The organism is Klebsiella sp. KP20-425-1 (genome assembly GCF_025813515.1).
Classification (GTDB): domain Bacteria; phylum Pseudomonadota; class Gammaproteobacteria; order Enterobacterales; family Enterobacteriaceae; genus Klebsiella; species Klebsiella pneumoniae.
This window is the reverse complement of sequence record NZ_CP109614.1, coordinates 2,405,076-2,418,054: the sequence shown is the minus strand read 5'-3', so window position 1 is coordinate 2,418,054 and position 12,979 is coordinate 2,405,076. Positions and strand designations below refer to the sequence as shown.

Annotated in this window: 9 protein-coding genes; 7 read left to right on the top strand and 2 right to left on the bottom strand. The window is 60.0% G+C overall.

Going from position 1 to position 12,979, the window contains the following annotated elements; all coding sequences use genetic code 11:
• Positions 1 to 7: 7 nt before the first annotated feature.
• Positions 8 to 1,171, bottom strand: a complete 1,164-nt coding sequence (locus OHJ17_RS11850; protein WP_020803485.1) for a muconate cycloisomerase family protein — start codon at positions 1,169 to 1,171, stop codon at positions 8 to 10.
• 115 nt (positions 1,172 to 1,286) lie between these two features.
• Here OHJ17_RS11850 and OHJ17_RS11845 point away from each other — a divergent pair, with 115 nt between their 5' ends.
• Entirely contained in the window at positions 1,287 to 2,177 is an 891-nt protein-coding gene (locus OHJ17_RS11845; protein ID WP_009485870.1) for an IclR family transcriptional regulator domain-containing protein, read from the top strand.
• On the opposite strand, the gene kmrA is transcribed toward OHJ17_RS11845, so the two are convergent.
• Positions 2,172 to 3,671, bottom strand: a complete 1,500-nt coding sequence (gene kmrA / locus OHJ17_RS11840; RefSeq protein WP_267303270.1) for an efflux MFS transporter KmrA — start codon at positions 3,669 to 3,671, stop codon at positions 2,172 to 2,174. The two genes, OHJ17_RS11845 and kmrA, sit on opposite strands and share 6 nt — an antisense overlap.
• A gap of 123 nt (positions 3,672 to 3,794) precedes the next feature.
• Between kmrA and OHJ17_RS11835 the strand changes: the two genes are divergently transcribed.
• The 6 genes from OHJ17_RS11835 to narI all read left to right on the top strand — a co-directional run bounded on the left by OHJ17_RS11835 (position 3,795) and on the right by narI (position 12,695).
• Positions 3,795 to 4,370, top strand: a complete 576-nt coding sequence (locus OHJ17_RS11835) for a TetR family transcriptional regulator (RefSeq protein ID WP_004888643.1) — start codon at positions 3,795 to 3,797, stop codon at positions 4,368 to 4,370.
• 174 nt (positions 4,371 to 4,544) lie between these two features.
• Positions 4,545 to 5,927, top strand: coding sequence for a NarK family nitrate/nitrite MFS transporter (locus tag OHJ17_RS11830; protein WP_032433131.1), 1,383 nt, complete (start codon positions 4,545 to 4,547; stop codon positions 5,925 to 5,927).
• 114 nt (positions 5,928 to 6,041) lie between these two features.
• Positions 6,042 to 9,782, top strand: coding sequence for a nitrate reductase subunit alpha (locus tag OHJ17_RS11825; protein ID WP_032425011.1), 3,741 nt, complete (start codon positions 6,042 to 6,044; stop codon positions 9,780 to 9,782).
• A complete protein-coding gene (gene narH / locus OHJ17_RS11820; RefSeq protein ID WP_032433132.1) occupies positions 9,779 to 11,323 on the top strand; it encodes a nitrate reductase subunit beta in 1,545 nt (514 codons plus the stop codon). The genes OHJ17_RS11825 and narH overlap by 4 nt, the downstream gene beginning before the upstream one ends.
• Positions 11,323 to 12,018 carry a nitrate reductase molybdenum cofactor assembly chaperone gene (gene narW / locus OHJ17_RS11815; protein WP_004180106.1) on the top strand — a complete coding sequence of 232 codons (696 nt, stop codon included), beginning with the start codon at positions 11,323 to 11,325 and terminating at the stop codon, positions 12,016 to 12,018. The genes narH and narW overlap by 1 nt, the downstream gene beginning before the upstream one ends.
• Complete coding sequence (narI, locus tag OHJ17_RS11810) at positions 12,015 to 12,695, top strand: respiratory nitrate reductase subunit gamma (protein ID WP_004175972.1); 681 nt, start codon at positions 12,015 to 12,017, stop codon at positions 12,693 to 12,695. The genes narW and narI overlap by 4 nt, the downstream gene beginning before the upstream one ends.
• Positions 12,696 to 12,979 lie beyond the last annotated feature (284 nt).

Sequence of the window (12,979 nt, the reverse complement as noted above, 5' to 3'; positions counted from 1 at the left end):
TTCCCCGCTACGGCTGGCGGGTATAAAAATGCAGTTTGTCTTCATCCAGCTCGACGCCAAGGCCCGGCGTTTGCGGCAGCGCCACCTGACCGTCGGCAAAGGTGAGCGGCACGCTGACAATATCGTCTTTCAGCAACAGCGGGCCGAACATCTCGGTACCCCACTGCAGCGGCAGCGTCGACCAGGCGTGCAGAGAAGCCACGGTCCCTACGGTGCCTTCCAGCATGGTGCCGCCGTACAGGCCAATCCCTGCCGCCTGCGCGACGCGGGCCAGCGCCAGCACGCTGTTCGGCCCCCCGGCTTTGGCGATTTTCAGCGCGTAAGCGCCGGTAAAGCCCTGCTGCGCCAGCTGATAACCATCGTAAGCGGTCGCGACCGCTTCATCCGCGAGGATCGCGGTTTCAATTTGCTGGCTTAGCCGCACCAGGGCGGCATTATCGTGGGCGCTGACCGGCTGTTCGATAAGATCGACGCCCATCGCCGCCAGTTCGCGGCAGCCTTTCGCGCCGGTGGCAGCGTCCCAGGCCTGATTGACGTCGACACGGATGCTGGCGCGGTCGCCTAACGCTTCAACGATGGCGCGGGTATGACGCAGGTCGGTGGCGAGTTCACGCGCGCCGATCTTCAGTTTGAACGCCCGGTGGCGGCCTTCGGCCAACAGTTTTTCTCCTTCAGCGATATCTTTCGCGGTATCGCCGCTGGCTAAGGTCCACAGCACCGGCAACGCCGTTTGCAGCGCGCCGCCGAGCAGGGCTGATACCGGCAGACCTAAGGCTTTGCCCTGGGCGTCGAGCAGCGCGGTTTCGATGGCGGACTTCGCAAAGGTGTTGCCTTTAATGGCGCCGTTCATACGGGCGGTCAGCGCATTCAGGTTATCGGCCGACTGCCCTTTCAACAGCGGCGTCAGATAATGGGTGATCGCCGACGAGATGGCCTCGGGGCTCTCAACGCCATAGCTCAAGCCGCCGATGGTGGTGGCTTCGCCGATGCCGCAGATGCCGTCGGAACGGGTAAGGCGCACAATCACCAGCGACTGGCAGCCCATGGTGGTCATCGACAATTTATGCGGCCGGATGGTCGGGACATCCACAATCCAGCTCTCGATTTGCTCTACGGTGGCAGTCATTTTCTGTTCCTGATGAGATATATAACTTTTTGTACCCACATCCATAACGGGGGTCTGTGCCATTGACAATAGGGTTCAGCCTGGCGGATGGTCAACGGCGATAATCGAAATGTTGTGCGATTATCGACGCGTTTGTTAAAAGACGGTTATTAATGTGATCATGGTGGTAAAACCGGCACAATTCAGCGCGCCCCATTTTGCGCAAGGTATAGTGATCTGCCGTGAGCTTTACGCTGCAACGGAGAAGGATGCGATGAGCGACAATATCCCCAATACGCTGAGCGCCAGGCAGGCCGAGCACGACCCTAACTTTATGCTGTCTCTGGCCCGCGGGCTTGAGGTCCTTAACGCCTTCACCCCCCAGCGCCAGCGGCTGACCATTTCCCAGCTCAGCCAGAAAACGCAAATCTCGCGCGCGGCGGTACGCCGCTGTTTGTATACCCTCGCCGCGCTGGGCATGGTGCACAGTCCGGATGGCCGTAGCTATGAACTGCTCCCCCGGGTGCTGGCCGTCGGCCACGCCTATCTGGCAGGCACGCCGCTGGCCAAGGTGGCGCAGACGGCGCTGGATAATCTTGGCAAAGCGCTCGGCGAATCCTGTTCGGCGGCCACGCTCGACGGGGATAACGTGCTCTATATTGCCCGCGCGGCGGTCAATAATTTACTGAGCATCGATCTGGGGCGCGGCAGCCGCCTGCCGGCGTGGGCCACGTCGATGGGGCGGGTGTTGCTGAGCGCGCTGCCGGAGGAACAGCTGGAAGTGACGTTGTCACGAGTTACGCTTATTCGCTACACTCCGCATACCCTGTGCGATTTGTCCGGTTTACGTGCAGAGATCGCCCGGGTGCGCATGCAGGGCTATGCCCTCGCCGACCGGCAGATCGAGGTAGGCTTGTGCTCGCTGGCGGTACCCGTGCTGTCGCGTCACGGTCAGGTGGTGGCCGCCCTGAATGTCGGGGTACCTGCCGCGACGGTCAGCGCCGCGGCGTTAAAAGAGAAGGCTCTCGCCCCGCTACGGCGCGCGGCGATGGATCTGTCGCTGCAGCTATAGCGCCGACTGCGGTTTCGCCACGGTGGCGAGGCTGCGCCAGATCCCGGCGGCCAGCAGCAGAAGCAATACACCCGCCGTCGCCAGCACCAGGCTATGAGCCTGAATAAAAGCCGTCTTCGCCGCCGCCATCAGCGCCTGCGCCACCCCGGCGGGCAGCGCCTGGGACAGACTCACCGCCTCGCCAATCGATGACGCCGCCTGCTGCGCCATGGTGCCACTCAGGCCAGACGGCAGCGCAATAGAGGCGCTGTAGCTGCGGGTCAGGATCAGGCCGAACAGCGCTATGCCGAGACCGGCGCCCAGCTCATAGGCCATGGTTTCAATCGCCCCCGCGGCCGCCGCTTTCTCCTTCGGCGCTGCCGCCATAATCGCGGAACTGGAGGCCAGCAGCGCGCTGGCCACGCTAAAGCCCAGCAGCGTCATCAGCCCCCAGGCCAGCCACTGCTGGGTACTGAAATCGGTCAACGCCAGGCCGAGAAAGCTGAAGGCGCTGAGCAGCATCCCGCCGGTCGCCACCTCGCGCAGCCCAAGCCGCGACACCAGCAGGCCGGCAATCGGGCCGCTGAAGCCGCTGGCCACCATTACCGGCAGCATAAATATCCCCGCCTCGAACGGCGTTTTCTGGTGCACAAACTGCAGCTCCTGGGCCATCAGCAGCTCAAAACCGACCAGGGTAATCAGGGCCGTCATCGCCATCATCACCCCGCTTAAGATTATGCGATGGGTGAGCAGGCGCATATCCACCATCGGGCGGGCCGCCGACAGCTGCTTGCGGATAAACCAGGTTAACATCGCCGCCCCGCCGAGCGCCACCAGCGCGGTGAGCCACAGCGCCAGCTGGCCCTTCAGCGCCGATTTCGCGCTAAACACCAGCATCAGGATCGCGGCAATCAAAACGAGCGCCTGCAGTAGATTGAGCGGCTGTTCGCGGCGCGCGGGCTGGCGCGGCACCACTTTCGCATTAATCGCGATAACCACCAGCACGATCGGCACATTGATCAGGAACACCGACCCCCAGTAGAAATGCTCCAGCAGGATCCCGCCCACCAGCGGGCCGAAGGCTGCGCCGCCGGAGCCGACCGCTGCCCACAGCCCCAGCGCCATATTGCGCTGGCTGGCCTCGGCAAAGGTGCTGCGGATCCCGGCCAGCGTCGCCGGGACGATCATCGCCGCCCCCACCGCCAGCAAAGCGCGTGAGGCAATCAGCGTCATGGCCGTCGGCGACAGCGCGGCGCACAGCGAGGCGATGCCAAAAATGGCGCTGCCGAGCAGCAGCAGGCGCTTAAAGCCGATCTTATCGCCAAGGGCGCCCATCGGCAGCACCATGCCGGCCATCACTAATGAGTAGATATCAATGATCCACAACAGCTCATTGCCGCTGCTACCCAGCGCCACGCTGAGGGTCGGCGCGGCCACATGCAACACCGTAGCGTCAATCGCCACCGGAATATAAACCAGCAAAATCGCCATCAGCGTCATCCATTGCCGTGACATAGCTTGTACCTCAATCAATATTGAATATTGGACACACGTCCAGGATGGCGATCCTGCCGGATTGTTGAACACATGTCCAACTTTTTGTTACACTCGGCCAAAGCCAGATGACAGTGGGGTTCTATGCACTATTTACAACGTGATGCGCGACGGGAAGGGATTATGCAGGCCGCCATGCGCCTGGCGCTGCGCGGCGGCTTTGCCGCCATGACCGTGCGGCAGATCGCCCGCGAAGCCCAGGTGGCCGCCGGGCAGCTGCACCACCACTTCACCTCCATCGGCGAGCTGAAAGCGCAGGTTTTCATCCGCCTGATCCGCGAGATGCTCGACATGCCGCTGGTGGCTGAGGACGCCAGCTGGCGCGAGCGCTTGTTCTCGATGATCGGCAGCGAGGATGGCCGACTGGAACCCTATATCCGCCTGTGGCGCGAAGGCCAGGTGCTGGCCGACAGCGATCCGGACATCAAAGCGGCCTACCTGCTGACCATGAATATGTGGCATGCCGAGACCGTCGCCATCATCGAGCAGGGCCTCGCCAGCGGCGAATTTCGGTCGGCTGAGCCTGCGGCGGATATCGCCTGGCGCTTTATCGCCCTGGTGTGCGGCCTCGACGGGATTTATGCGCTGGACGCGCAGGCCCTGGATGAGGCGGCGTTTAGCCGCTATGTAAATAAGATGATTACGCTGGAGTTGTTTTAGGCATATTTACATTTAGTAACAATTAATTCCGCTACGCTTACCACGTGCTCTCTGTCAGCACGTTTTTTTTATCTACGCTTCATAGATAACGCAAATTAAGCGTTATTCACTATCCCCTTGTATTCAGCTGTTGACCTTATTTATTTACTCCTTTCCGGGCAAGTAGAGGGCAATATGTCGGTGCAGAATGATAAAGATAATCATTACCTTTTGAACAACTGGCGGCCTGAAAACAAGGCGTTCTGGGAAAATAAAGGCCAAGCCATTGCGCGAAGAAATCTATGGATATCAGTGACCTGCCTGCTGCTTGCTTTCTGCGTATGGATGTTATTCAGCGCCGTAGCGGTCAATCTCAATAAGGTCGGTTTTCATTTCACCACCGACCAGCTTTTTTTATTAACCGCCCTGCCTTCACTTTCCGGCGCGATATTACGGGTCCCCTACTCCTTTATGGTACCCCTTTTTGGCGGGCGCTACTGGACCGTATTAAGTACCGTTATCCTGATCGTGCCTTGTATTTGGTTAGGGGTGGCAATCCAGAATATTACTACTCCGTTCTGGGTATTTATTATTATTGCGCTGCTGTGCGGTTTTGCCGGAGCGAATTTTGCTTCCAGCATGGGAAATATCAGTTTCTTTTTCCCCAAAGCGAAACAGGGCAGCGCGCTGGGAGTCAACGGCGGCCTTGGCAATCTGGGCGTAAGCGTAATGCAGATGGTCGCCCCGGCGGTCATCTTCCTGCCGCTCTTCACCTTTCTCGGCGTCCATGGCGTCACCCAGCCCGATGGTTCGACAATCACCCTGAGTAATGCGGCGCTCGTCTGGGTACCGCTGCTGCTGCTCGCCACCGTCGCGGCATGGTTCGGCATGAACGATATCGCCGGTTCAAAGGCCTCGATTCGCGATCAGCTTCCCGTGCTCAAGCGACCGCATATGTGGCTGTTAAGCCTGCTCTATCTGGCGACGTTTGGCTCGTTCATCGGCTTTTCCGCCGGCTTTGCCATGCTGGCGAAAACCCAGTTTCCCACGGTCGATATCCTCAAGCTCGCCTTCTTTGGACCGTTCATCGGCGCGCTGGCGCGCTCGTTCGGCGGGATCATCTCCGACCGTCTCGGCGGCGTGCGGGTGACGCTGGTTAACTTCGTCCTGATGGCGCTGTTTACCGGCCTGCTGTTTCTGACCCTGCCAGGCAGCGGCTCCGGCAGCTTTCTCGCTTTCTACGTGGTGTTTATGGGGCTCTTTTTAACCGCCGGTCTGGGAAGCGGCTCCACCTTCCAGATGATCGCCGTCATCTTCCGCCAGCTCACCATCGACAGCGTAAAACAGCGCGGCGGCAGCGATGAAGAAGCGCAGCACGAGGCGGTGACCGATACCGCTGCCGCGCTGGGCTTTATCTCGGCGATCGGCGCCATCGGCGGCTTCTTTATTCCGAAAGCCTTCGGCACCTCGCTGGCGATGACCGGCTCACCGGTTGGCGCGATGAAAGTCTTTTTTGTCTTCTATGTGGTTTGCGTGCTGGTGACCTGGCTGGTCTACGGCCGCCGTAAACCCGCTTAACCATAACGATTTATCTGCCGGATAGCGGCTTACGCCTTATCCGGCCTTACGAGTTCGTTCGCTCATCCGGCCGGGTGGCACGATGCCGGACATCATCGGAGCAGGAGAAATGTCATGAGTAAACTTCTGGATCGCTTTCGCTACTTTAAGCAGAAGGGCGAGACCTTTGCCAACGGCCACGGCCAGGTCTATAACAACAACCGTGACTGGGAAGATAGCTACCGTCAACGCTGGCAGTTCGACAAAATTGTCCGCTCCACGCACGGTGTGAACTGCACCGGCTCCTGCAGCTGGAAAATTTACGTCAAAAACGGTCTCGTTACCTGGGAAACCCAGCAGACCGATTATCCGCGCACCCGGCCGGATCTGCCAAATCACGAACCGCGCGGCTGCCCGCGCGGCGCCAGCTACTCCTGGTATCTCTACAGCGCCAACCGCCTGAAGTACCCGCTGGCGCGTAAACGACTGATTGAGCTGTGGCGCGAAGCCCTGGCGAAGCATCCCGACCCGGTGCTGGCATGGGATAGCATCATGCAGGATCCGGCAAAAACCCGCAGCTATAAAGCGGCGCGCGGCAAAGGCGGTTTTGTCCGCTCCAGCTGGAAAGAGCTGAACCAGCTCATCGCCGCCGCCAACGTCTGGACCATCAAACACTATGGCCCGGACCGCGTCGCCGGCTTCTCGCCGATCCCGGCGATGTCGATGGTCTCCTACGCCGCGGGCACTCGCTATTTATCGTTGATTGGCGGCACCTGCCTGAGCTTTTATGACTGGTACTGCGATCTGCCCCCCGCCTCGCCGATGACCTGGGGCGAACAGACCGACGTGCCGGAATCCGCCGACTGGTACAACTCCAGCTACATTATTGCCTGGGGCTCCAACGTGCCGCAGACCCGAACCCCGGACGCCCACTTCTTTACCGAAGTGCGCTACAAGGGCACCAAAACTATCGCCATCACGCCGGACTATTCGGAAGTCGCTAAGCTCTGCGACCAGTGGCTGGCGCCGAAGCAAGGCACCGACAGCGCGCTGGCGATGGCCATGGGCCATGTGATCCTCAAAGCCTTCCACCTCGATAACCCGAGCGATTACTTTCTCAACTACTGCCGGACCTACACCGACATGCCGATGCTGGTGATACTCGAGCCGCGCGACGACGGCAGCTATACGCCGGGCCGTATGCTGCGTGCTTCCGACCTGCTTGACGGTCTCGGGGAAAGTAATAACCCGGAATGGAAAACCGTGGCCTATAACAGCGACGGCGAACTGGTGGCGCCGAACGGCTCCATCGGCTTTCGCTGGGGCGAAAAAGGCAAATGGAATCTCGAACAACGGGCAGACGGCAAAGATGTCGAGCTTAAGCTGTCGCTGCTGGATATTCGCGACAGCGTGGTGTCGGTGGGCTTCCCCTACTTTGGCGGCAACGAAAACCCGCATTTTCGCAGCGTAGCGCAGTCACCGGTGACCCTTCACCCGCTACCGGCTAAACAGCTGACGCTGGCCAGTGGCGAAAGCGGCCTGGTGGTCAGCGTCTATGACCTGATTCTGGCCAACTACGGTCTGGATCGCGGGCTTGACGATGTCAATGCGGCGAAGGATTTCGCCGAGGTCAAAGCCTATACCCCGGCATGGGCGGAGCAGATCACCGGCGTACCGCGTCAACATATCGAACAAATCGCCCGCGAGTTTGCCGATACGGCGCATAAGACCCACGGCCGCTCAATGATTATCCTCGGCGCCGGGGTGAACCACTGGTACCACATGGATATGAACTACCGCGGGATGATTAATCTGCTGGTATTTTGCGGCTGCGTCGGCCAGAGCGGCGGCGGCTGGTCGCACTATGTCGGTCAGGAGAAACTGCGCCCACAGACCGGCTGGCTGCCGCTGGCGTTCGCCCTGGACTGGAGTCGTCCGCCGCGGCAGATGAACAGTACCTCTTATTTCTACAACCACGCCAGCCAGTGGCGCTACGAAAAACTGACCGCGCAGGAGCTGCTGTCGCCGCTGGCCGACGCCAGCAAATTTAGCGGCAGCCTTATCGACTTCAACGTCCGTGCGGAACGGATGGGCTGGTTACCTTCTGCGCCCCAGCTCAACATCAACCCGCTGACCATTAAGCAGCAGGCCGAGGCCGCCGGGCTCTCCCCCGCGGAGTTCACCGTCCAGTCGTTAAAATCAGGCGATATTCGCTTTGCCGCCGAGCAGCCGGATAGCGGCAAAAACCATCCGCGCAACCTGTTTATCTGGCGCTCAAACCTGCTGGGATCGTCCGGTAAGGGGCATGAGTACATGTTGAAATACCTGCTCGGGACCGACAGCGGTATTCAGGGTGATGAACTGGGCGCCAGCGATGAGGTAAAACCTGAGGAAGTCGAGTGGCAGACCGCGGCGATTGAGGGCAAACTCGACCTGCTGGTGACCCTCGATTTCCGCATGTCCAGTACCTGTCTCTTCTCCGATATTGTCCTGCCGACCGCCACCTGGTATGAAAAAGACGATATGAACACCTCGGATATGCACCCGTTTATCCACCCGCTCTCCGCCGCCGTCGACCCGGCCTGGGAGGCGAAAAGCGACTGGGAGATCTACAAGGATATCGCTAAATCCTTCTCGCAGGTCTGCGTCGGCCATCTTGGCAAAGAGACCGATGTGGTGCTGGTCCCGCTGCAGCATGATTCCCCCGGCGAACTGTCGCAGCCGTTCGAGGTGCTTGACTGGCGCAAGGGCGAATGCGATCTGATCCCCGGGAAAACCGCACCGTCGATTGCCCTGGTGGAACGCGACTATCCTGCCACCTGGGAACGCTTCACCTCTCTCGGCCCGCTGCTCGATAAGCTTGGCAACGGCGGGAAAGGCATTTCGTGGAATACGCAAAGCGAAGTCGATTTCCTCGGCAAGCTTAACTACGTCAAGCCCGACGGTCCGGCCAAAGGCCGGCCGCGGATCGACAGCGCCATTGACGCCTCCGAAGTTATTCTTAGCCTCGCCCCGGAAACCAACGGCCAGGTGGCGGTGAAAGCCTGGCAGGCGCTGGGAGAGTTTACCGGCCGCGATCATACCCATCTGGCGCTCAATAAAGAGGATGAGAAGATCCGCTTTCGCGATATTCAGGCGCAGCCGCGCAAAATTATCTCCAGCCCGACGTGGTCCGGACTGGAAAGCGAGCACGTCTCCTACAATGCCGGTTATACCAACGTGCATGAGCTGATCCCATGGCGCACCCTCTCCGGCCGCCAGCAGTTGTATCAGGACCATCCGTGGATGCGCGCCTTCGGCGAAAGCCTGGTAGCCTATCGCCCGCCCATTGATACCCGCAGCGTCAGCCAGATGAAGGCCGTGCCGCCAAACGGCTTTCCGGAAAAAGCGCTGAATTTCCTGACGCCGCACCAGAAGTGGGGGATCCACTCCACCTATAGCGAAAACCTGCTGATGCTGACGCTGTCGCGCGGCGGGCCGATCGTCTGGCTTAGCGAAACCGACGCGAAAGAGCTGGGCATTGAAGATAACGACTGGATTGAAGCGTTCAACGCCAACGGGGCTCTCACCGCGCGGGCGGTGGTGAGCCAGCGGGTGCCGCCGGGGATGACCATGATGTACCACGCTCAGGAACGGATTATGAATATCCCGGGTTCGGAAGTGACCGGTCGTCGCGGCGGCATTCATAACTCAGTAACCCGCGTCTGTCCGAAGCCAACGCACATGATTGGCGGCTACGCCCAGCTGGCCTATGGCTTTAACTACTACGGCACCGTCGGATCGAACCGCGACGAGTTCATCATGATCCGCAAAATGAAGAATATTGCCTGGCTGGATGACGAAGGTCGCGATCAGGTACAGGAGGCGAAAAAATGAAAATCCGTTCTCAGGTTGGAATGGTGCTGAATCTGGACAAATGCATCGGCTGTCACACCTGCTCGGTCACCTGTAAAAACGTCTGGAGCAGCCGCGAAGGCATGGAGTACGCGTGGTTCAATAACGTGGAGACCAAACCGGGCATTGGCTACCCCAAAAACTGGGAGGACCAGGATCAGTGGCAAGGCGGCTGGATCCGCGGCATTAGCGGTAAGCTGACGCCCCGCCTCGGCAATCGGGTCAGCGTGTTATCGAAGATTTTCGCCAACCCGGTGCTGCCAGCGATCGACGATTACTACGAACCCTTTACCTACGACTACCAGCACCTGCACAACGCGCCTGAGGGCAAATATCTGCCGACCGCCCGCCCGCGCTCGCTGATCAGCGGCGAGCGTATGGATAAGATTAGCTGGGGCCCGAACTGGGAGGAGCTGCTCGGCGGCGAATTCGAGAAACGCGCCCGCGACCGTAACTTCGAAGCCATGCAAAAAGAGATGTACGGCCAGTTCGAAAATACCTTCATGATGTATCTTCCGCGCCTGTGCGAGCACTGCCTCAACCCGAGCTGCGTGGCCACCTGCCCGAGCGGCGCCATCTACAAGCGTGAGGAAGATGGCATCGTACTGATCGATCAGGATAAATGCCGCGGCTGGCGGATGTGCATCAGCGGCTGCCCGTACAAAAAAATCTACTTTAACTGGAAGAGCGGTAAGTCGGAAAAATGCATCTTCTGCTATCCGCGCATTGAGTCCGGGCAGCCAACGGTCTGCTCAGAAACCTGCGTCGGGCGCATCCGCTATCTTGGCGTACTGCTGTATGACGCCGACCGTATTGAAGAGGCGGCCAGTACCGAACATGAAACCGACCTCTATGAGCGCCAGTGCGAGGTGTTCCTTAATCCAAACGATCCAGCGGTCATCGAGGAAGCGCTAAAGCAAGGCATCCCGCACAACGTCATTGAGGCGGCGCAGAAGTCGCCGGTCTATAAGCTGGCGATGGACTGGAAGCTGGCCCTGCCGCTGCATCCGGAGTATCGCACCCTGCCGATGGTCTGGTACGTGCCACCCCTGTCGCCGATCCAGTCGGTTGCCGACGCCGGCGGCTTACCGAGCAACGGCAACATCCTGCCGGCGGTTGAGAGTCTGCGCATCCCGGTGCAATACCTGGCGAATCTGCTGAGCGCCGGCGATACCGGACCGGTCTTGCGCGCGCTGAAACGGATGATGGCGATGCGCCACTACAAGCGTTCGCAAACCGTCGAGGGCGTCACCGATACCCGCGCCATTGAAGAGGTGGACCTCAGCGTTGAGCAGGTCGAAGAGATGTATCGCTATCTGGCGATCGCCAACTACGAAGACCGCTTCGTGATCCCCACCAGCCATCGCGAACTGGCGGAGGATGCCTTTCCGGAACGTAACGGCTGCGGCTTTACCTTCGGCGATGGCTGCCACGGGTCAGATACGAAATTCAACCTGTTTAACAGCCGGCGGATCGACGCCATCGACGTCAGCGGCGTGCGTAAGCATGGGGAGGGCGAGTGATGCGGATCCTGAAAGTGATCGGTCTGCTGCTGGAGTACCCCGACGAGTTACTGTGGGAGAACCGCGACGACGCCCTGGCGCTGGTCAGGGCCGATGTCCCTTCCCTGACGCCGTTTGTCAGTGAGCTGCTGACGGCTCCGCTGTTGGATCGCCAGGCCGAATGGTGCGAGGTGTTCGAGCGCGGGCGCGCCACCTCGCTGCTGCTGTTTGAACATGTGCATGCCGAATCCCGCGACCGCGGCCAGGCGATGGTCGACCTGATGAATCAGTATCAGCAGGCGGGTCTGCAGATCGATTGTCGCGAGCTGCCCGACCATCTGCCGCTGTATCTGGAGTATCTCAGTATTCTACCTCCCGCGGAGGCTCGGGAGGGGCTGCAGAATATCGCGCCGATTCTGGCGCTGATCGGCGGCCGTCTTAAGCAGCGAGCCTGCCCGTACTACCAGCTGTTTGACGCTCTGCTGGCGCTGGCTAAAAGCCCGCTCACCAGTGACAGTGTCACAAAACAGGTGGCGGGAGAAAAGCGCGACGATACCCGTCAGGCGCTGGACGCCGTGTGGGAAGAAGAGCAGGTGAAGTTTATCGAAGATAATGCGACCGCTTGCGATAGCTCGTCGATGCAAGCTTATCAACGACGCTTTAGTCAGGATGTGGCGCCGCAGTACGTTGACATCCGCGCCGGAGGCCCGAAATGATCCAGTATCTGAACGTCTTCTTTTACGATATCTACCCTTACCTGTGCGGCACCGTCTTTCTGGTGGGCAGCTGGCTGCGCTACGATTACGGGCAGTATACCTGGCGCGCCTCATCCAGCCAGATGCTGGATAAGCGCGGGATGGTGCTATGGTCGAACTTATTTCATATCGGCATTCTCGGCATCTTCTTTGGCCATCTCTTTGGCATGCTGACCCCACACTGGGTCTACTCGTGGTTCCTGCCGATGTCCCAGAAGCAGCTGATGGCCATGATCCTTGGCGGCATCTGCGGCGTGCTGACCCTGGTAGGCGGTATCGGCCTGCTGATGCGCCGCCTGACCAACCCGCGAATTCGCGCCACCTCCACGACCGCGGATATTTTGATCCTGTGCATTCTGCTGATTCAGTGCGCGCTGGGGCTGACAACCATCCCCTTCTCCGCCCAGCATCCGGACGGCAGCGAAATGCTCAAGCTGGTGGACTGGGCGCAGGCGGTGGTCACCTTCCACGGCGGCGCCTCGGCGCATCTGGACGGTGTCGCATGGATTTACCGCGTCCACCTGGTGCTCGGAATGACCATCTTTCTGATCTTCCCCTTCACCCGGCTGGTTCACGTCTGGAGCGCGCCGGTGGAATATTTCACCCGGCGTTACCAGGTGGTACGCTCCCGGCGCTGAGCGCTGGCGGCGTTTACCATTCATCCTTACCGGTAGCCCGGACGAGGCCTCCGCGCCAAATCCGGGTATTTATCGTACCTGACTCCAGGCTTTATGCCGGATGGCGGCTACGCCTTATCCGGCCTACAGGGGCCTCTCACAGGCTCATACCTCGCAGGCCCGCGCAGGCGCAGCGCCGCCGGGCAAGATATCAAACACGGTACCTGTAATTTCGCCGGGTGGCGGCTGTCGCCTTACCCGGCCTACAGGGTCCTCTCACAGGCTCAAACCTCGCAGGCCCGCGC

Bases quoted from the DNA above. Each gene is read 5' to 3' on its own strand.
- OHJ17_RS11850 (WP_020803485.1), bottom strand. From the start codon at position 1,171: ATGGATGTGGGTACAAAAAGTTATATATCTCATCAGGAACAGAAAATG.
- kmrA (WP_267303270.1), bottom strand. From the start codon at position 3,671: ATGTCACGGCAATGGATGACGCTGATGGCGATTTTGCTGGTTTATATT.
- OHJ17_RS11825 (WP_032425011.1), top strand. From the start codon at position 6,042: ATGAGTAAACTTCTGGATCGCTTTCGCTACTTTAAGCAGAAGGGCGAG.
- OHJ17_RS11830 (WP_032433131.1), top strand. From the start codon at position 4,545: ATGTCGGTGCAGAATGATAAAGATAATCATTACCTTTTGAACAACTGG.
- narI (WP_004175972.1), top strand. From the start codon at position 12,015: ATGATCCAGTATCTGAACGTCTTCTTTTACGATATCTACCCTTACCTG.
- narW (WP_004180106.1), top strand. From the start codon at position 11,323: ATGCGGATCCTGAAAGTGATCGGTCTGCTGCTGGAGTACCCCGACGAG.
- OHJ17_RS11845 (WP_009485870.1), top strand. From the start codon at position 1,287: ATGGTGGTAAAACCGGCACAATTCAGCGCGCCCCATTTTGCGCAAGGT.
- OHJ17_RS11835 (WP_004888643.1), top strand. From the start codon at position 3,795: ATGCACTATTTACAACGTGATGCGCGACGGGAAGGGATTATGCAGGCC.
- narH (WP_032433132.1), top strand. From the start codon at position 9,779: ATGAAAATCCGTTCTCAGGTTGGAATGGTGCTGAATCTGGACAAATGC.